The 20,381-nt window shown below is 68.3% G+C and carries 10 protein-coding genes, 1 pseudogene and 1 CRISPR repeat array; of the genes and pseudogenes, 6 read left to right on the top strand and 5 right to left on the bottom strand.

The genetic code is table 11. From position 1 onward, the window contains the following. Positions 1 to 291 precede the first annotated feature (291 nt). Positions 292 to 513 (bottom strand): RNA polymerase sigma factor, encoded by a 222-nt coding sequence (locus ACWDX6_RS20775; RefSeq protein WP_451486354.1) that lies wholly within the window; start codon positions 511 to 513, stop codon positions 292 to 294. Between the two features lie 919 nt (positions 514 to 1,432). Next, a CRISPR array of direct repeats spans positions 1,433 to 2,072; the repeat unit is 29 nt; unit sequence CTGCTCCCCGCACGCGCGGGGATGGTCCC. Between ACWDX6_RS20775 and ACWDX6_RS20770 the strand changes: the two genes are divergently transcribed. Next, complete coding sequence (locus ACWDX6_RS20770; protein ID WP_451486353.1) at positions 2,073 to 2,438, top strand: hypothetical protein; 366 nt, start codon at positions 2,073 to 2,075, stop codon at positions 2,436 to 2,438. Positions 2,439 to 3,032: 594 nt separating this feature from the next. On the opposite strand, the gene ACWDX6_RS20765 is transcribed toward ACWDX6_RS20770, so the two are convergent. The 3 genes and pseudogenes from ACWDX6_RS20765 to ACWDX6_RS20755 form a co-directional block, all read right to left on the bottom strand. Next, positions 3,033 to 3,878: an ETEC_3214 domain-containing protein gene (locus tag ACWDX6_RS20765; RefSeq protein WP_451486352.1), complete on the bottom strand. Its 846-nt coding sequence runs from the start codon at positions 3,876 to 3,878 to the stop codon at positions 3,033 to 3,035. 196 nt (positions 3,879 to 4,074) lie between these two features. Beyond that, positions 4,075 to 4,356 (bottom strand): annotated as a pseudogene (locus ACWDX6_RS20760) (hypothetical protein); the annotation flags it as partial. Then, positions 4,248 to 4,625, bottom strand: coding sequence for a DciA family protein (locus ACWDX6_RS20755; RefSeq protein ID WP_451486358.1), 378 nt, complete (start codon positions 4,623 to 4,625; stop codon positions 4,248 to 4,250). The pseudogene ACWDX6_RS20760 and the gene ACWDX6_RS20755, both read right to left, overlap by 109 nt. 246 nt (positions 4,626 to 4,871) lie before the next feature. Here ACWDX6_RS20755 and ACWDX6_RS20750 point away from each other — a divergent pair, with 246 nt between their 5' ends. The 3 genes from ACWDX6_RS20750 (at position 4,872) to ACWDX6_RS20740 (ending at position 8,465) form a co-directional block, all read left to right on the top strand. Continuing rightward, on the top strand, positions 4,872 to 6,113 hold the full coding sequence (locus ACWDX6_RS20750) for a Twin-arginine translocation pathway signal (RefSeq protein WP_451486351.1): 1,242 nt from the start codon (positions 4,872 to 4,874) through the stop codon (positions 6,111 to 6,113). Between the two features lies 1 nt (position 6,114). Continuing rightward, positions 6,115 to 6,432, top strand: coding sequence for a 4a-hydroxytetrahydrobiopterin dehydratase (locus ACWDX6_RS20745; RefSeq protein ID WP_451486350.1), 318 nt, complete (start codon positions 6,115 to 6,117; stop codon positions 6,430 to 6,432). 476 nt (positions 6,433 to 6,908) lie between these two features. Beyond that, positions 6,909 to 8,465 (top strand): pentapeptide repeat-containing protein, encoded by a 1,557-nt coding sequence (locus ACWDX6_RS20740; protein ID WP_451486349.1) that lies wholly within the window; start codon positions 6,909 to 6,911, stop codon positions 8,463 to 8,465. Positions 8,466 to 8,681: 216 nt separating this feature from the next. On the opposite strand, the gene ACWDX6_RS20735 is transcribed toward ACWDX6_RS20740, so the two are convergent. Continuing rightward, positions 8,682 to 9,050: a DUF4913 domain-containing protein gene (locus tag ACWDX6_RS20735; protein ID WP_451486348.1), complete on the bottom strand. Its 369-nt coding sequence runs from the start codon at positions 9,048 to 9,050 to the stop codon at positions 8,682 to 8,684. Positions 9,051 to 10,068: 1,018 nt separating this feature from the next. Here ACWDX6_RS20735 and ACWDX6_RS20730 point away from each other — a divergent pair. Both ACWDX6_RS20730 and ACWDX6_RS20725 read left to right on the top strand, forming a co-directional pair. Continuing rightward, complete coding sequence (locus tag ACWDX6_RS20730) at positions 10,069 to 13,824, top strand: LamG-like jellyroll fold domain-containing protein (RefSeq protein ID WP_451486347.1); 3,756 nt, start codon at positions 10,069 to 10,071, stop codon at positions 13,822 to 13,824. 135 nt (positions 13,825 to 13,959) lie between these two features. Further along, positions 13,960 to 20,370, top strand: a complete 6,411-nt coding sequence (locus ACWDX6_RS20725; RefSeq protein WP_451486346.1) for an RHS repeat domain-containing protein — start codon at positions 13,960 to 13,962, stop codon at positions 20,368 to 20,370. Positions 20,371 to 20,381 lie beyond the last annotated feature (11 nt).

The raw sequence follows: 20,381 nt of genomic DNA, 5'->3' as shown, positions 1-20,381 counted from the left end.
CGGCGCGACACCTCCATGATCGAGTGCCCCTCAGCGCACTCCAGAACGATCCTTGAGCGCTGAGCCAGGGACTGGGCTGTCGAGCGCCGACGCACCCAGCCCTCCAGCACAGCCCGTTGTTGCATCAGTGATCGACAACGGCGGAATCTTCGGACCCGGACGACTCATACCCAACCAACGACGAATCTCCGACTCAGGTCACTAGACGGCGCAGCCCGCCGCCGACGTCGAAGGCGCGGCGAGTCTCTCGAACGTCGACGTCGGCGGCGGCGAGGCGCTTCTCCCATGTGCTCACAGGGTGTCCTCCTTCTTGATCGGGCGGGTGCAGCGGCGGCGGAGGAGGTGGGCGAGGCGCTCCTGCGCCCTGCGGAGGTGGTGGGTGACCGTGCCCGGCGTGAGGCCCATGTACCAGGCGATGTGCTTGGTGTCGTAGTCGCCGATGTAGCGCAGGACGATGACGTCGAACTGACGGGAGGGAAGTTTGGCGAGGGCCGTGTACAGCGGCGACGTCATCGTTCCTGGACGCGAGCTCCTCGCGCAGTCCGCCGACCAGCTCGCTGATGACGACGCGGCGCATGGTCTCCCAGGTCTGCTCCTGCTCGGCGAGCAGGGCGTCCCAGTGCCGCAGGATCTCCAGGAAGGCGCGGTGGACGGCCTTCTCCGCCCGGTCGTTCGTGCGCAGGATGAACAGGGCGTACTCGTGGAACGCTTCCTGGTTGGTGAGGTAGCGGGCCTCGAACTACAAGGGGAGCGGGAGCGGGGCCTCCACCACGGGGCTGCGGCCGTCTGGCGTGTCAGTGGTGATTGCGATCCTGTGCAGCATGGACGATAAGACCTTCAGGACGCTCATGGATGAGCTGAGCTGTCGCCCACCTGGAGCCGGCAAGCCGGACTGACCGCTCTTGGTTCGTGAAAATTTCCCCGAGGACTTGCTCGCCGCATTCCCACACGACGGACCGCAAGGCATGCTCCCCGCACCCGCGGAGACGTCCCCTGGGTGTTGGAGCTGGCTGGGACGTCTGTCGGCTGATCCCCGCACCCGTGGGTACGGTCGCCACGCCGCTTCTGTCACCTCAATGCGGCCCAGACCTGATGGCACCTAGCTTGGCGCCACAGTGGCGTAGGGGAAGGGCTTGTCCGGTATGCCGAGTTCTGTGAAAGTGGTTCAGAAGCAGCCCGGCCGACAGTGAACCTGCAGGTCACGAAGACTGCTCCCCGCACACGCGGGAATGGTCCCGATGTGGATGCTGTACAGCTGGGCATCTTCGACTGCTCCCCGCACACGCGGGGATGGTCGCCACGCTGCGGCCCAGACGTGATGGCACCTAGGTTGAGGCCAGAGCGGCGTAGGAGAAGGGCTTGTCCGATATGCCGAGTTCTGTGAAAGTGGTTCAGAAGCAGCCCGGCCTGGAGTGAACCTGCAGGTCACGAAGCTGCTCCCCGCACCCGCGGGGATGATCCGGAGCCCAAGCGCTCCCGCTGGTTCGCGGGGCGCTGCTCCCCGCACCCGCGGGGATGTTCTCCGGTCGACGTCGGCGTCGCCACCGAGGATGACCTACTCCCCGCACCCGCGGGGATGGTCCCATCGCCAACCCGCTGGCGGCCAGGTCACTCATCTGCTCCCCGCACCCGCGGGGATGGTCCCCGCGGGGGTCGGCTCGCTCATGCGGCGGCCTCCTGCTCCCCGCACGCGCGGGGATGGTCCCACGACGCGGGCCTCGGTGGGCGACTCGACCGACTGCTCCCCGCACGCGCGGGGATGGTCCCCTTCGTCTACACACGGCAGGAGACCCTGCTAGCTGCTCCCCGCACGCGCGGGGATGGTCCCGTGGTGGTGAACCGCTGTCCGTCTGCGTCGGCCTGCTCCCCGCACGCGCGGGGATGGTCCCCCCAACGGCGGCGCCTTCACCGGCCTGCACCGCTGCTCCCCGCACGCTCGGGGATGGTCCCAGCGGTCCAGGCCTCGACCTGGACCACAAGAACTGCTCCCCGCACGCGCGGGGATGGTCCCGGCACGGTGCCCGGCGGCCCCACTGTCCACCGCTGCTCCCCGCACCCGCGGGGATGTCCCCTTGGCGACCACCCGGTCCGGCCCAGAGCCGACTCGCCAAGCACCCCGACCCGCGGCCGTCCTGCAGTCCTGGCTCGGCTCCCCCGCCACCAGCAACATCGTCTCCCGCTCCGAGATCTACCGGGCCGTCGTCAAGTCCCGCCACCACACCCTGGAGCACCTGCTCCAGATCCCCGCCGACGAGATCCTCTCCCGGAGCGAACCCGAGGTCGCGTTGAAGATCCTGTTGGACCGCTGCGGACGAAGCGCCGACCGGTGGGCAGCGCTCGCCGCCGCGATGACCTTCGAGTACGACGAAGAGAAGAGCAACTTCGGAGAGCTTCTCGACTCCCTGGACCCCGCACCCGCCGATGCGCAGACCTTCTGACCGGCTGCTTCGGCGTGGGACGGCTTCACCTGCCATCGCCCGCCTTTACGGCGTTCGCCGTCAGCCATGCACGGCCGACGGATACGGCGGATAAGGCTGCTTCTTTACGCCGTAAAGAAGCAGCGCGCCGATCTACAGCAGCTGTAGGGTCTCGCCGCTCGTGTCGGACGCTGCTGCCGTGGGCTGCGGCTTCGCCGGCAGTCTCACGATGTGTCGGACGCTGGAGTCTCACGTCTGTGTCGTCTGTTCGATGCTTCGCTGCGAGCCCTCCACCCCGACCTGGCGTTCCTCCAAGGACTGTCCTGGCACGAGGTGCCGGAGCCCAGCTAGCTTCTTGAGAGCACCGAAGTTGTCATCGAGCGAATATCCGGGCAGGCCACCAACCGCGGGCGGAAACGCGAGCAGCGGATCGCGACCGACGCACATTGGGCCCCGCTCCCTCTCCGGGGGCGAGGCCTACCGGCCGCACAAGACGGCCGTCGCTTGCGCCGATCATAGGTAACTGCCACGACCCATACCGACCGGGCATGTCCTGCCACGGCGCCCAGGTTACTGACGAACTACCGGCAGTATTAATCCTGGTGAGAGTCGGCGCTACTGGACGATGAGTCGGCTCACGCCGATCTGATCCGGGTAGTACGTGAGCATGTCCTCAGAGAATGCCGTCTCCGCGTACGTGTTCACCACCGACTCGGCCATGATGTCTGTAGCCTCCTCGTCCAGCTGCCCAGCGACAAAGGAATGGCCGGGGGGGGATTCCGCCGGCCGGTGCTCCTGATACCACTCCGCCCAGGAGGACTGCTGGTCATACCCAGGGGTCTTCGCATGCCAGGTGGGGCAGACGTCGTTAAGCCCCCAGGCAGACTGGCGATAGTTGCTACCGCCCCCGCCGCCATACACGATGAACACGAGGTTGGGGCTGCTGCCGGTGCGTCCGAAGTAAATCTTGAGTGACGCATAGCGCTGCTCCAGCGCGGGCAGCACCTCCGACAGCGTGGTCTCGTTCAGGACGATCCTGTGTTCGTTGAAGAAGAACTCGGGCGGAAAGGTCGGATCGCAGGCCGTCACGGCATACGTCACGGTGGCGTTGTTCTTGTTGGAGATTGTCTCCACCCAGTACTGCTCCCTGGGTCGATACACGTTCCGCACGAGCGCACTGCCTGGTTTGAGAGGCGTACGGAAGACAGGCGGCCCCAGCTCCTGCTGGAACTTCTCCAGCGTGTAGCCCGCTCGGAGCTCCCTGAGCTTCCGGTACTCCGCGGCACGCCAGTCCGCCTGTGTCTCCCTCAGGACGGTAACGGCCGTAACCAGAGTGCTCACCGCTGTTAGGAGGTTGGACAGGAAGAACACAGCTACCAGCACGACGTTCCGCTTAGTGAACGAGCTGAACTGCTCCCCCGCCGTCTCCCTCCCGTCCTCTGACGCTTCTGAGTCGTCCATAGCCGCCCCATGACGGGTTGCTCGTAAGCTGGCCTACACGCTTTCGGACCCTAGGTCCCAAGGTGCAGCAGCGCACGCTCTCGTGGACCAGTCGGCTGACCGTCCCCCGGCTGGTTGCACCGGGGTAGCCCTCACTAAGTCTGATCCGGCAGTGATGCGGCGCCAGCCGGGAGATTCCGATTCACTGTCCGGGGCGTCACGAACCTGCATCGGCAGCCATCTTTTCCATCCACTCACGCCCCTTCACTGCTTGCTCGATGCGGTTGACGAGGTCCTTTTTGGACGCCGTGTCCAAGGTCTCCGGGATCTTGTCGAAGGCGTCGGGAAGGACGTCGAGGAGACCCCAGACCTGTTCGCCGGTGCTGACGGTCAGCAGTTGCTGGCACCTCCACTGCAGCGGCACCTCGGGACGGTGTGTGAGCCGCTGCACGAGCGTCGGGAACAGGTAGTGCGTCGCCTCTGCGGCGGCTGCGTGGCGCTGGACGCGGGCGGCCGGATGTGCACCGAGCGGATGTGCGCGCTGGGGACCTTCTCGTTGACGGCCGCGATCAGCTGCGGCGTGGTCCAGCGCAGCTTCGTGCCGTACGCGGGCGCGTCGGGGGCGACGTCCAGGCGGCCGGTGTCCGCGTCGAAGCCCACGGCCTGGACGTGCCCGGCGAGTTCGGGCGCGGCCGCGGCGAGGATGTCGTCGAACTGGGCGAGGACGCTGCCGCCGGCGGCCGGGGCGACCAGGCCGCGCTCGGTCATCATCATGCCGATCGCCACGCCGAGCCCGAGCGGCTCGCGCCCGTCACGCCGTACGACGGTGCCGGTGCGCCGCTTCGCCTTCTTCGCCTGGGTGCCGTTTCTCCCGGCCATTCGCTGTACGCCCCTTCGGCTACGGGTCGATGATGGGCGGGCACGGCATGGAGCAGATAGGCCATCGAGTGGCCATGCGTGGCCACCTCGTGGCCACGGCCGAAGGCGACCGCGATGACACCTCACACTGGCGGGATGAGCCGCAACGACGCACTCCGGGCCGCACGGCTGCGGCGCGGCTGGCGTACCGTCGAGCAGGCTGCCGCCGGACTCCAGGCGCACGGGCAACAGCTGCTCGACGACCCGCACTTCACCGTGTCCGAGAGGACTTGGCGGCGATGGGAAAGCCATCGGCCGGGCTGGCCGCCGGAGGAGACCGCGATCGTCCTGCACGACGCCTTCGGGCGCTGGCCCGAGGACCTGGGATTCACGACGCCGCCGGGCTGGATCCGGCCGGAGCACCACGAAGAGGCCGATGTGAGACGCCAGTTCGTCACCGTCACGGCAGCCGCCCTCATGCCGGGCCCGATCGCACCGCAGCACGTCGACCCCGCGCTGATCGACTACTTTCAGCAGCAACTGGAGGGGCACTACCGGGCGGACATGTTCCTCGGCCCTCACGACCTCATCGGCACCGTGTCCGCGCAGTACCAGCTCATCGACAAGCTCGTCCGCTCGGCCAAGGGTGAAGTCCGCCGCGGCCTGCTCCGGGTCGGCGCCGCCTACGCCGCGCTCGTCGGCTGGCTCTACCAGGACGCCGGTGATCTGGGCGCGGCGGCGTTCTGGCGCGGGGTGACCCAGGAGATGGCGGTGCGGTCCCGCGACCCGCACTTGATCGGCTACTCCCTGGTGAACCAGGCGCAGGTTCGCACCGACCTGGGGGATGGCTTCGGGGTGATCGACCTGTGCGAGGCAGCCCTCGACGGCGCCGACCGGGTCGTCCCGAAGGTGCGGATCATGGCCATGCAGCAGCAGGCCCACGGGGCCAGCCTCACCGGCGATCGCGCGGCCGTCGACCAGCTCATCGACCAGGCCGACGCGCTCCTGCCCCGAGTCGACGACGACCTGCCGTGGGGCAACGCGTGCCGCAGGACTCCGGGTTACCTCGAGGTGCAGCGCGCCACCTGCTACGGCCGTCTGGGGCTCGGTACGGAGGCCGGCACGCTGTGGGCGCAGGTCCTCGAGGCCGTGCCCGCGACCGCGCGCCGGGACCGCGGCGTGTACCTGGCCAGGCACGCCACCGCGGCCGCGGCCGCGAAGGAACCGGACCAGGCTCTGGAGATCGCGCGGACGGTGGTGGAGATCGCAATCGAAACCGGCTCGGCCCGGATACGGCGGGAGTTGGTCACCCTGGAGCGGGCGATGCGCCCGTGGCACGATGCCCCGGTCGGGCGGGACCTCGCCGAGGTGCTGGCGCCCGTGACGGAGGGGAGCTGACGTGACCGACAAGGTGCCGCTGACCGAGGAACAGATCGCCACCGCACTCGCGGAGGCGCCGGGGTGGTGCCGCGAGGGCGACGAGATCACCCGCGCGTACTCGATCCGCTACCACGGCGGCGTCGCGATGATCGTGCACGTCGCGGACGTCGAGCGGCTGATCGGCCACCACGCCGACATCGACCTGAGGTGGGGCAAGATCCGATTCGGCATCACCACCCACGACGTCGGCCACAGGCTGACCGCCGCAGATTTCGACCTAGCGCGCCGCATCGACGCCATCGCCGCAGCGCACGGAGCAGATCCAATCGCCGAATGACTCCGCCCTGGCAGGCCACTCCTCTTGCGTCGATGTTCGCCTGTGCCCGGGCTGGGGAGTGGCGAGCATCGTGCGTCAGCGGCGGAGACCGCGCCTGCGCTGCGCTCGGGGCAGGCTGTGCGTGCTCCACCCTCGTGGCGGGGAGGCGTGACCGTAGCCTTGGTGCTGGTCGGGGAGCGGGCTCTGGCCGCGCTCGGCCGAACCGTGGGGAGGGCTCCGGCCGGCCACAAGGCCCCCAGGACTGAGCGCCCTGCTGCGTCGGCCGCTGGGTGGAGCAGCGGTCGTGCAAGCAGGGCGCTCGCGCCGAGCCCGTCCCTCGTGGCGTCCCTCATAGGGGGTCTTGCCCGCACCGGTCTGACCCGACACGATGACCGCCAGCGCGCTGGGCCCGCACGCTAGCTGCGGATTCCAGCCCTGCATCTGTCTGGAAGGTGTCACCCTGCAACCGTCAGTTGCTTTCGAGAGTCTGGGCTGTCGTGATCTCGAACTCCTCGCGTCGCCAGCGGCTTGGGCTACGTCTGTGGCCGATCGGTCCTGTCCTCACTGTCGCCTTCATTACCGCGGTCGCCATCGCGAGCACCGTGTTCTACATCGGCTGGGGTCTCCTCGGCGTCCAGGACATCAAGGGCGAGAAACGCATCGACTCCAAGACGCTGTTCGACCTCGTCAAACTATCCTTCGGAGTCGTGGCAGGGGCCGGTGCCCTCGTCGCGCTCGTTGTCGCCTACCGGCGTCAGCGCGTCGATGAGGCTGGCGCCCTTCACGACACGACCAGGTTGCACACTGAGCGCTTTACGGCCGCAGTAGAGCAGCTGGGCAGCGAATCCGCTGCCGTTCGGCTGGGCGGCATCCATGCTCTGGCGGGGCTCGCTGACGACGCACCCACCGCCGATCTCCGGCAGACATGCATCGACGTTCTATGCGCCTACCTCCGCCTGCCCTACATGTCTGAAGAGGATCTCACTCCCGGTGACGAGCAGGCTCGTCACGCTTTCCTAGCCATGCGCGAGGTCCGACATACAACTATCCGCATCGTCCGCGATCACCTTCGCCTTCCTCATGATCACCCACATTCGTGGCAAGGCCAGGACTTCGACTTCACGAACGTCACCTTCGACGGTGGGGACTTCTCCGGCGCCGTCTTCTCCGCTGGGACTGTCAGCTTCATTGGCGCGCGCTTCACGGACGGGCACATTTCCTTCCGCTCAACGCACTTCAGCGGTGGCACGGTCGACTTCTCCGGCGCTAGGTTCCACGGCGGTAACGTCTCCTTCATCGGCGCGCGCTTCTCGGGAGGGGCGGTGCGCTTGAACGACGCCCGATTCCTGTCGGGCTCAATATCCTTCGAAAGGACCCAATTCACGGGAGGTCAGGTTTCTTTTACTCGCGCTCGATTCGCGGGCAGCATAGTAAACTTCTACGGTGCCAAATTTTTGAGCGACCGAGGGGCGACATCATTCAACGACGCGCAATTCTCCGGTGGGTTCGTGCACTTCGACGACGCTCAGATTGCCGCCGGCCAGGTGTCCTTCATCGACGCCCGGTTTGTGGGCAGCCTAGTCACGCTGGATAGAGTGACGTTGCGCGGCGCAGGCGTACGCTTCGATGGCGCCCAGTTCTCTGACGGTCGAGTCTCCTTCGAAGAGGCGCACCTGAACCATGGGAGACTAGTTTTCCAGGACACCAGCTTCTCTGGGGCAGATGTCTCCTTTTACTCGTCTAGATTCAGTGGCGCAAATGCCCATTTCAGAGAGACAGAGTTCTCTGCAGGCGAGGTCTCATTCGAGGAAGTGTCATTCTCTGATGGCGCGGTAGACTTCCATGGCTCCGAGTTTTCCGGAGGTGCGGTCATATTCCCGAATGCGGAGTTCTGCGGCAGTCGGGTTTCATTCGAAACAGCAAACTTTGCCGACGGCATCGTCAACTTTGAGCGTGCCCACGGATTCGTTACGCCGATTGGACTACCGACAGCGCCACAACCGGACGCGACGCCTGGCCTACGCATGCCAATTGCATGGTTCGGTTCAAGTTGAGTGCACTGCGAACGCCCAGCTGGCGCTCCGTCCCGGCCCCCGGAGCTCGATACGGGGCCAGCTGCCGAGCGGCGCCGTCACACAAGCTTGGTTCGTAGGACGTGCCGCCGGTCTTCGAGCTTGACGGTGCCACCCGAGCCGGCGGCACCGTCAAGCTCGTGCACGCTGAGCAGCCGAAGGCCGCGAGGAAGCCGGCTGCAACCGTCGGCGGCTCGTTCAGCTTTCAGCCTGCCGCCAGGCGCTTGGCACCGCCCCGGGCAGGCGGTGGTTGATCTGGTGCTCGCCCTTGACACAGCCCCCGAAGGGGCCGGTGGAGGAGCGCAGCTCGCGGATGCAGGGGTCGTAGTGGTCCCGGTGCCACACCGAGGGGCCGGTGTAGCCGCAGGTGGCCGGGTCGGTGAGTTCCTGCCAGGCCAGCCACAGGGCGTGCAGCCGGGCGATGGCGACGGGGTGCTCGAAACACAGATTCGCTCCTTCTCCGCCTCCGACAGGACGTACCGGGTCCGGTCGACCTCCGTCATCGACCGCCCCGCAGCCGCTCCAGCGCCTGGGTGCACTCGGTGGTGACGGCGTCCACTCCGGCACGGTCCGCCGGACTGAGTGTCTTGCGCTTCTCCGACCACGTGGTCTGCTCGGCGAGAAGTTCCCGGATCTCAACCAGTCCCGGATACCCCAGCACCCGCCGCCTTCCGCACCTCAACCACACCCCCACGAAACGACAACGGCCGTGGACGCTGGCACTGACGACCGATCACCCACTAACGATCTTGCCGCCGACCAGCCCGAGCGCCCCACCCGGTGCCCAAATCGGCGCCTTTCAGCCGTACTGCAAAGCAATTTGTTGCCAGAATCACCTTGACCGGATTTCACTGGCCACCGATAGTGATCACCGTCTCAGCATGAACAATTCAAGAGACCGTGGGCCCAACGGCCTACGGGTGTGCGGGGGGCGCGACGAGACGGTGCGGCGGGGCGGCCACAGGCCTCCCGCCGCTGTTCGCCCACGCCAGCTCTCATCTCCTCCGCATGGCTTGACCGGCCTGCGGCTCGCATGGAAGTGGAACGCGTGGCTCTAAGAACGAGGGGGGCAGCCGCATCCGGCGCCGCCTCCCTGGTGGTCGGTGCCCTGATCACCGGACTCATATCGGGGTCCGCCGTGCCGGCCGGCGCGGTGACGACTCCCAGCGGCGCTGCTGCGGCAGCCTCAAGCATCCCGCCGGCCCTCGCCGGGTCCCCGGCCGATGCCGTGTCGCGCGCCAGGGACGAGGCCAAGCGGACCGGCGAGCGCGTTGAGGTCGAGACCGAACGCGGCCCGACCCGCGAGGTGTACGCCAATCCAGGCGGCACCCTAACCGAGATCACCCACCTGCAACCGGTGCGCACCCGTAAGGGGGCTACCTGGGTGGACATCGACACCACCCTCCGCGCCCGACCAGACGGGGCTATCGCACCCGTGGCCACCGCCACGGACGTCGTTTTCTCCGGGGGCGGCGCCGGTCCGCTGGTCCGGATGAACCGGGCCGGCCGCGAACTGGCGCTGAACTGGCCGGGTTCCCTGCCTCCACCGGTGCTCTCCGGATCCGCTGCCACTTACCCCGACGTGTTGCCTGACATCGATCTGCGGGTGTCCGCCGACGCCGACGGCTTCTCCCAGGTTCTCGTGGTCAAGAACGCGAAGGCCGCCGCCGATCCCCGCCTGGACAAGCTGCGAATGCCCGTCTCCGGCAAGGGGCTGATGGTCCGCGGCACGCAGGACGGCGGCCTGGAGGCGGTCGATGCCCAGGCCGGCGGCGTCGCCTTCGAGGCCCCCCGCCCCACGATGTGGGATTCCGGCGGGCCGTCGCCCGACACCTCTACAGCCCCCAACACGACGAACAAGGCAGCTGCCGTACGGACCGCCGAGTCCAAATCCTCCGCGCCGACGGAGGCCGGCCCCGTCGACCCCGAGCTGCTCGACGGCCCGGCCGAGACCTCACGGATCGCCCCGGTCGGTGCGACCGTCGATTCCGGGGCTGTGGAGCTGACCCCGGACACCGCCTTGCTCAGGGGGGCCGAGACCCGCTACCCGGTCTTCATCGACCCGACCTGGTCGTCGCCCCGGGCCACCGGCTGGGCGATGGTCTCCCGCGCGTATCCGAGCTCGTCCTTCTATCAGTTCGACGGCAAGGAGGACGCGGGCCTCGGCTTCTGCCCGCCGAACTTCACCGGCATGCAGTGCGCCCCGAACGATGCCAAGCGCCTCCTCTACCAGGTGCCGGTGACCAGCTTCGCTGGCAAGAGCATCGACAGCGCCGAGTTCGTGGTCCGCGAGACCCACGCCTACAACTGCACCAAGCAGCCGGTCGAGTTCTGGCGGACGAAGCCGCTCACCAGGTCGACGAACTGGAACACTACGGCAGCGTCCGGCTTTTGGATCGACCAGATGCCGACGGTGATGGCGGCCAAGGGGGCCACGGCCTCCTGTCCCGACGGTGATGTCGAGTTCAACGCGAAGGACGCGGTCGTGTGGGCCGCGGCGAACAAGCAGACCTCGCTCACCTTCGGTCTGAAGGCGCCGAACGAGAACGCCGAGCAGATGTGGAAGCGGTTCTCCTCCGCCGCCTTCCTGCGGGTGGAGTACAACAACCCGCCGCAACGACCGAAGCAGAGCCAGCTGACCATGAGCCCGGGTGGGTCCTGTACCGTCGCCGCCAAGCCGGTCAACGTCATCCCCAAGGCGACCGCGGTGCTCACCGACCCGGACAACGACCAGGTCTACGCCGAGTTCAAGGTCGACTGGGACGCCGGTGACGGGTGGAAGACGCACTGGAGTTCCGGCCGGATCGGCCCCAAGGCCTCCGGCCAGTCGTTCACGATCAACCTGCCGTCCACGATCCCGCAGAACAAGACTGTCGCGTGGAGCGTGAGGACCTCCGACAACCGGCTCTGGGGCCCGTGGAGCTACGAGGGCGACGACCAGACCGCGTGCTACCTCACCTATGACTCCAAGGTCCCCGAGGCTCCGACCGTCACCTCGCAGCAGTACCCTCCGTCCGACTCCTCCAATCCCCTCGATCCCTGGCTCGATGGGGTCGGCCGGTACGGTCGGTTCACCATCGACTCCATCGCCTCGGATGTGGCCAAGTACCAGTTCGGCCTGAACGCGGAGCCGAGCGCTGCAAACGAGCGCAAGCCCGCGGCGCCCGGCGGTCCGGTCACCATCGATCTGATGCCGACCCGCGTCGGTGTGAACCACCTCTACGTCAAGGCATGGGACGCCAACAACAACGCCAGCACCATCGGGACCTACACCTTCAGGGTCTCCGCCGGTCAACCCGAGCGGGCGACCTGGAGCCTCGACCCGGCGGCCGGCGCGACCGCCGACCCGGGGATCGGCGGTGACCGGCCCGCCGCGCCCGTCGGCGGGGCCGTCCTCGGCGAACCGGGCACGGCGGGCGCGGCGGTCCGGCTCAACGGAACCGACGCCGCCGTCGAGGCCGGCCCGAATCTCATCGCGTCCGACGGCGACTTCACGGTCTCCACCTGGGCCCGCCTCGACGCGCTCACGGGTACCCAGACCGTGGTGAGCGTCAACGGCTCCAGCCACGCAGGGTTTTACCTCGGCTACGAGGGGTACACGCAGCGCTGGGCCCTACGCGCTCCCACCAAGGACGGCTCGGGAGCCGTCTTCTACACTCAGCAGGCGCTCTCAACCGCCGCGCCGGAGACCGGAGTCTGGACGCATCTGGTCTCAGTCCGCGACAGTGTGGCCAAGGAGTACCGCCTGTATGTCAACGGTGTCCTCCAGGACAGTTCCCCGGTCACCGCCCCGTGGTACGCGGCCGGCCAGCTCCAGATCGGCCGGGCGAAGTACAACGGGAACTACGTGGACCACGTCAACGGCGCCGTTGACGAGACCGCAGTCTTCGACCGCGCGCTCGGTGCCGCAGATGTGGCGCTGCTGGCGCAGGGCCGGACGGTCACCACGGGTCGTCCGGCCAAGGCCATCTGGCACCTCGATGACGCGGCCAGCTCCTCCGTCATCGCGGGTTCCAGCCCCGTTCACCCGCTTACCCTCAAGGAAGCCGCGACCTTCGGCGCGCGGGGCCCGGTCGCCGGTGCTCTCGACCTGAGCGCTCCGGCCGCCTCGTACGCGAGCACATCAGAACCGCAGTTGAACACGCTGCAGAGCTTCTCTGTCTCCGCCTGGGCTCGGCTCCCGAAGACGGAGTCCGATGCGGCGCAGATCATCGCCACCCAGGCGGCCGCGCAGAAGAGCGGCTTCGAGCTGTACTACTCGGGCTCCTTGCGCCGCTGGGTGTTCAACCGGTACACCGCCGACACCGCCGACGCACAGCCCACTGGGGCGATGGCCAACCTAGGCAAGCCGCCGGGCGAGCAGGTCTTCCCTGGCGATGAGTGGCACCACCTGGTCGGCGTGTACGACGCGACCGCCAAACAGCTGCGGCTGTTCGTCGACGGCAACCTGGTCTCGCAGGTGGCGTACACCGCTACGCCGATCGATGCCGCCGGCCCGGTGCTGGTCGGGGCCGGTTCCTACGGCGGCAAGCCCGGCGCGTTCTTCAAGGGGCAGATCGACGACGTCCGGCTGTACGACCGGGTGGTCGCCCCGGAGGAGGCCGGTGACCTGTTCAAGCAGCACCCGCAGGTCAAGGGCCGCTGGACGTTCAACGGCGCGACCGGCACCCCGCCGGCCTCCCCTGACGACAGCCCGGGCAAGCGCCCCGCTGTGCTCGGCGGCCAGGCAGCCGTCACCCCCGGAGCCGGCTGGGTCGGCGCCGGCGGCCTCGTCCTCGACGGTGTCGACGACTATGCGGCAACTGCCTCGCTGCCCGTGGACACACGGGACAGCTTCACCGCGACTGCCTGGGTGAACACCGCCTCCCGCCCGCAGAAGAAGGTTACTGTCCTGTCTGCGGAGGGCGCCTACAACAGCGCCTTCACCGTCCGGTACGCCCCCGATCCGGCCGATCCCGCAAACAGCGGCGGCTACCAGCTGGAGGTCCCGACGGCGGACGCGGCGGGTGCGACACGACCGGCCATCGGCCACAGCGCCTTCCAGAGCGATTTCGACTGGGACCACCTCGCGGTCGTCTACGACGCCTTTGCCGACGAGATCAGGCTCTACGTCAACGGCCGGCTGGAGCAGGTGGCAGCGGCCACTTCCTGGCGGGGCAATGTCAGGACGTTCCAGGCGACGAAATCCCTCCAGTTCGGCCGGAACAAGGAGAACGGCATTCTCGGCGAGTACTGGCCTGGCGTCATAGACGACGTCTGGGTGTTCTCCGGCGTCGCCGGAGACGCGCAGATTGCCAAGCTCGGCAACGGTGAGGAGCTGGGTACCGTCCCCGGGCCCTGACTCAAACCTGCCCCGTCACCCGATTGACCCATTCCGCACGGCCCTGTTTCCGTGCTCCCGGCCCCGGACGCCGACGTCACCACTCCTCCGCGCCCGGGGCCGGACCCGTTACGCACCACGAAAGGAACCACCGGGTTGTCCAGACCCACGAGGCCGCCCCGAGCGACCCGTATCCACCGGTACGCCGCCCTGGCGGCGGCCGCCCTGATGGCGAGTTCGCTCATACAGGCAGCGCCCGCCACCGCCCTGCCTGCCGGCACCGGCCGTCCCGGCACGATCGACACGGACAAGCCCGTCGCGGGCCGCGCCCAGGGCATCGAGTCCCGGCGCGGCTCCGGACTGCCGACCGGACCGCGGCGTGCGGCGCGCGACGAACTCCTGCGGGCCGGCTCGGCCACCGTCGACCTCGACGATCCGACGAACGCACAGGGCTTGATAGCCGGCGCCATCCTCGACCGGTCCCGTTCCACCGGCCGGCCGCTCTCCGCCGCGAGGCCGGACGCCGTCGCCGTCCCGAGTCTGCCGATCGGCCTGCGCCGGACTCCCGGAGCCGGATCGACCGGTCCTGGCACCGCCACCGTTCGCGTCCACACGTCCGAACAGGCCCGGGCCGCCGGCATCGACGGGCTGCTCCTGTCCGTGGCCGGAGCGTCTGGCACTACCGGCCGAGTCGACGTCACCGTTGACTACTCCTCGTTCGACGAGGCCTTCGGTGGCGGCTACGGGCAGCGCTTGAGACTGGTCTCCCTGCCTGCCTGCGCACTCACTACCCCCCGGCGGTCCGCGTGCCGTGAAGGCACGCCGCTGCCGGGCGGCAATGACACCGAGCGGCACTCGCTCTCCGCGACGGGCGTGCCGCTCAAGTCCGCCGGCGCCCCGATGGTGCTCGCCGCCGTCGCGGCCGGCTCGGACTCCGGGACCGTCGGCGGTGACTACGGGGCCACGCCGCTGTCCTCGTCGGCGGCCTGGCAGACGAGCCTGCAGACCGGCGACTTCTCTTGGTCGTACCCGCTCGCCCCACCGACTGTGCCGGGCGGGCTGGTGCCCAAGCTGGCGCTGGACTACTCCTCAGGCAGCGTGGACGGGCAGACCTCCGCGACCAACAACCAGGGCTCGTGGGTCGGCGCCGGCTTCGACATGAACACCGGATTCATCGAGCGGCGCTACAAGGCGTGCTCGGAGGACGGCACGTGGAGCAAGGACGACGCCCCCGGTGACCTGTGCTGGGGCTACGACAACGCCACGATCTCCTTCAACGGGCGTGCCGGCGAGCTGATCCCGACCGGAGCGGACACCTGGCGGATCCGCAACGACGACGGCACCCGGGTCGAACGCCTGCGGGACGCGACCGTCACCGGGAACCGCGACGACGACGGCGAGTACTGGAAGGTGACCACCACCGACGGCCTCCAGTACTTCTTCGGCCGGAACCATCTGCCCGGCTGGGCCTCGGGGAAGCCCGAGACCAAGTCCACCTGGACGGTCCCGGTCTTCGGCAACAACACGGGCGAACCGTGCAACAAGGCCACGTTCGCTGCGTCCTGGTGCCGACAGGCATGGCGGTGGAACCTGGACTACGTCGTCGACACCAACGGCAACGCCATGTCGTACTGGTACGAGCCGGAGACCAACTCCTACGGACGTAACCGGGTCGCCGCCGACGACACCCCCTATGAGCGGGGAGGCACTCTGCACCACATCGAGTACGGCCAGCGGTCCGACACCATGCTCACCGCCAAGGCCACCGGCCGGATCGACTTCGTCAATGCCGAGCGCTGCCTCGACCCCGCCGCCGGTGCCTGTGAGCCCGGCGAGATCGAGACGAACCCGAACCGGTGGGAGGACACCCCCTGGTACCTGAACTGCGCGAGCGCAACCGACTGTGACAAGGGGCGCTTCACCCCGAGCTTCTGGACCCGCAAGCGCCTGACGAAGATCACCACGCAGATCCTCCAGCCGTCCGGGAGCTACGCGAGCGCCGACGCCTGGCACCTTTCCCACGCCTGGGGCGACGCGGACATCGACCGGTCGCTGCTGCTGACCTCCGTCCGGCACACCGGGCTGTCCGGCACGACCCCGATCGCGCTGCCTTCGGTCACCTTCGGCTACCGGCAGGACCCCAACCGGCTCGACCGGCTGGGCGACGGCATCGCCCCGTTCATCAAGTACCGGCTGTCCAACATCTCCGACGAGTCCGGCGGCTCCCTGGACGTGGCATACTCCGCACCCGACTGCTCCTTCGACGCGCTGCCGACCCCGGAGACCAACACCACCCGCTGCTTCCCGCAGTACTGGCAGCCGCCAGGCTCGGCCGACCCGGTCCGCGAGTGGTTCAACAAGTACGTGGTCACGCAGGTCTCCGCGACCGACCGCACCGGCGGCGCCGACGACATGGTGACCCGCTACTCCTACCTCGACGGCGCGGCCTGGCACTGGGCCGACGACGACGGCCTGACCAAGGAGAAGCACAAGACCTGGTCGCAGTGGAACGGTTACGGCCGGGTCGTCGTGGAGGCCGGCGGCTGGGACGGGATGCGTACCAAGTCCGAACACCAGTTCCTGCGCGGCATGGACGGAGACCGCAAGGGCCCGGACGGCGGCACCAAGGAGGTCAGCCTCCCGGACGGTGAGGGCGGCACCCTCGTCGACCACGAGGCGCACCAGGGCTTCGAGTACCGAACCGTCACGTTCAACGGTCCTTCCGACATGGTCGAGTCCCGGGTGGTGAACACCCCGTGGCGCAAGGAAACCGCCAAACGGGTCCGCGACTGGGGCACCGTCACCGCCAACCTCACCGGCACCGAGTCCACGCGGACCTGGGTCCGCAAGCGAGACGACACGTACCGGGAGACCGGGACGCGCACCGATTTCGACGAGTACGGCCGGGCCACCGCCGTCACCGACCTCGGCGAGCCCACCACCGGCGACGAGGAGTGCACCACCACCCAGTACGCAGACAACACGACGGCCTGGATCCTCGCCTTGCCCAAGCAGGTCGAGGTCCTCGACGTGGCCTGCGGGACGGCGGTGACCTATCCGGCGCACGTCCTGGCCCGGAAGCGGAACACCTACGACAAGCTCCCCTTCGGCGCGTCCCCCACCCGGGGTCTGGTCACTCGACAGGAGGAACTGACCGGCTGGGCCGGGACGACCCCGCGCTACCGGGCGACCGACAACGCCCACGACGGCTTCGGCCGCATCACCTCCACCACGGCGCCCGGCGGAGCTACCACCACAACGGTGTACACCGCCGCGACCACCACCACCCCGGGCACCGTCAAGATCACAGGACCGGCTGCTGTCGTGGGCAACTCCGCGACCACCCAGACCGTCACCACCGAGTTCGACCCGGTCCGCTCGCTGACGACAGCCGCCATCGACGCCAACGGCAAGCGCAGCGAGGTCGAGTACGACGCCCTCGGCCGCCTCACCAAGGCCTGGCTGGCCAACCGGCCCAAGGGATCGAGCCCCACCCCGAGCCTTGAGTACACCTACCGGATCGCCGAAGGCAAGATCGCCGCGATCGGAGCCAAGAAGCTCGCCAACGACGGCAGCCAGATCACCTCGTACATCTTGTACGACGGCTGGCTGCGGCCCCGCCAGTCGCAGTCCGCCGGCCCCGACGGTGGACGCCTGATCGACGACACCTTCTACGACGATCGCGGCCTCGTCAAACGCGTCTTCGCCCCCTACTACTCTCTCGGCGCCCCGGAGCCGACGCTCTTCGGCGTCACCGCGCAGGGCGACATCGACACCCAGACCGTCCACCAGTACGACGGCCTGGGCCGGAACACCATGACCCGCACCCTGCGGGGCAACGGCGAGGGCACCGAGCTCAGCCGCACCACCACCTCATACAGCACCGACGTGGTGACCGTGGACCCGCCCGCGGGCTCCACCCCGACCGAGACGGTCCTCGACGCCGCCGGCAACACCACCGAACTGCGCGAGTTCAAGGGCTCCGCACCCACCGGCGCCTACGAAAGCACGGCTTACGAGTACGACCGGGGCGGCCGGATCACCAAGGTCACCACCCCAGACAAGACGGTCCGCCGCTACGGCTACGACCTGCTGGGCCGCCAGACCTCCTCCGCCGACCCCGACTCGGGCGGCAGCGAGATGACCTACGACGACCGTGACCGGGTCACCACCACCACCGACACCGGCCGCAAGAAGACGATCGCGTTCGTCTACGACGGCCTCGGCCGGCACACCGAAACTCGGGAGAACTCACCGACCGGCACGCTGCTGGCGTCCTGGACCTTCGACACCCTCCGCAAGGGCTACCTCACCTCTTCGACCCGCTACGTGGGCGGCGCGGGCGGAGCCAAGTACACGAGGACGATCAACGCCTACGACAACCTGTACCGGCCCCTGCGCACCACGCTGAGCATCCCGAGCGCCGAGCCCGGGCTGGGCGGCACCACCCAGCAGGTCAACACCACCTACAACCTCGACGGCACCTTGAAATCCTCAAGCCTCCCGGCCGCCGGCTCGCTGCCCGCCGAGGTGGTCACCCCTACCTACGACGCGCTGCAGCGCCTCGTCGCGATCGAGGGCCTGTCCACTTACCTGACGGGGGTTACCTACACCCACACGGGCAAGCCCTTGCAACTGGAGCTGTCCACAGGCGGCAAGAAGACCTGGGTCAGCAACACCTACGAGGCCGGCACCCAGCGGCTGGCCTCCAGCCGCACGGACCGCGAGGGGGTCGCGGGCGTCGACCGCGCCGCCACGTACGCCTACGACCCGTCCGGCAACGTCACTTCCGTCACCGACACCTCCCGGTTCGGGACGGACCGGCAGTGCTACCGCTACGACCATCTCCAGCGGTTGACGGAGGCCTGGACCCCAGAGGGCGAATGCTCCGCCGACCCGGGCACGACAGCGCTCGGCGGACCTGCCCGGTACTGGCACTCGTACACGTACACCATCGGCGGTAACCGGGACACGGAGACGATCCACGACCCGGCGGGCGGCGGCCCCGGCGCCGACACCCGGCGCACCCATCGCTACGACGAGAACGGGAAGAACCAGCCCAACACACTGACGTCCGTGGTCTCCACCGGCGCGGTCTCGGGAACCGACACGTACACGTACGACGGCGGTGGCAACACCGGCACCCGAGGCCTCGCGGGCAAGAGCGTCCAGACGCTGAACTGGGACACCGAGGGCAACCTGGCCTCGGTAGCGGACGCCACCGGTACCAGCGAATACCTGTACGACGCCGACGGCATGCGCCTGCTGCGCCGCCAGGCCGGGACGACCACCCTCTACGTCGGCGCACAGGAGGTCACCTGGACCCAGGCGACGGGGAAGATCACGGCCCGCCGCAGCTATGACCTGGGAGGCGCCACCGCGGTCCGACAGGACGACGGCACGGTTTCCTTCGTCGTCGCCGACCACCACGGTACCGGCGAACTGTCGATCAGGGCCGACACCCAGGCCCTGGCCCAGCGACGGAGCCTGCCCTTCGGAGGACTCAGGGGCAATGCGACCGGAGCCTGGCCCACGGACCGGGGATTCGTCGGGGGCACCCAGGACACGACGGGCTTGACGCACCTCGGGGCCCGCGAATACGACCCGGCCCTGGGCCGGTTCGTCAGCGGGGACCCCCTCATGGACCTCAAGGACCCGCAACAGCTGAGCGGTTACGCCTACGGTCACAACAATCCGCTGCGCCGCAGCGATCCGTCCGGCAAATACGACCCGGACGAACGCGAATGGTGCAACAAGAACCCGACGACCTGCGAGGGAGGCCGCTACAAACCCAAGCCGAGCAAGCCGAAGAAGAACCCGAATCCGGGCATGGAAAAACCCCGGGCCCATATGCCGAAGGTGGAGAACGAGCGCCTCAAGGACATCGTGGAGGAGTTGTACATCCGCGAGTCCGTCGCCGACAAGGACGTCAAGGGCGACGGCAAGACCGGGACCGCCCTCATCGAGGAGATGAACGAGGGCAAGCCCTTCGGCGGCAAAGGTGAGAAATGGCACATCGAGAAAGCCATGGCCAAGCTCGGCGGCCTGCGCGACCTGCTGGAGGACGACCGCAAGCAGAAGGTCAAGAACGGCAAGGGCATCCTCTCCGACGCCGACCGCAAGGTGGCGCTGGACAACGCCAAGGAGTTGTGGACGGCCCTCAACTCCGACGACGTGACCGGGGCCGTCACCAAAAGGGTCAAGGACAACCCGGTGCTGGACAAGACCATGACCAACCTCCTCAAGACCGTCATCGCGGCGGAGTCGATGAGCGAGGTTACCGGTCAGAAGTTCGCCGTCCCGCCGAACCTGCACCCCAAGGCCCCGCAGCGAGCCGCGCCCAGCGGCGAGGCCGTCCAGGGACGCGGCTTTGCCAAGGGCTTCGGCGTCGTGGGCAGTGCCGCCGCCTTGGCCAGCTTCCCCGTCGACGTCTACAATTACGGCCTCAAAGAGGCGGGGAAACGCGCGGCCGAAGGTGTTACCGACCCGTTCGACATGATCCCCGCCGGACAGGGCGCGGACTGCGTCTTCTTCGGTGACTGCTATGTCGTGGTGGAAGTAGCGTGACCCCAAGCCGC

Source organism: Streptomyces sp. NPDC003027 (assembly GCF_053591435.1).
The sequence above is the reverse complement of the archived record's forward strand: the minus strand, read 5'-3'. Positions and strand labels throughout refer to the sequence as shown.

What these genes read in the sequence shown, in the direction of transcription:
- ACWDX6_RS20775 (WP_451486354.1), bottom strand. Translation starts at nt 513, where the DNA reads ATGACGTCGCCGCTGTACACGGCCCTCGCCAAACTTCCCTCCCGTCAG.
- ACWDX6_RS20765 (WP_451486352.1), bottom strand. Translation starts at nt 3,878, where the DNA reads ATGGACGACTCAGAAGCGTCAGAGGACGGGAGGGAGACGGCGGGGGAG.
- ACWDX6_RS20755 (WP_451486358.1), bottom strand. Translation starts at nt 4,625, where the DNA reads ATGACCGAGCGCGGCCTGGTCGCCCCGGCCGCCGGCGGCAGCGTCCTC.
- ACWDX6_RS20750 (WP_451486351.1), top strand. Translation starts at nt 4,872, where the DNA reads ATGAGCCGCAACGACGCACTCCGGGCCGCACGGCTGCGGCGCGGCTGG.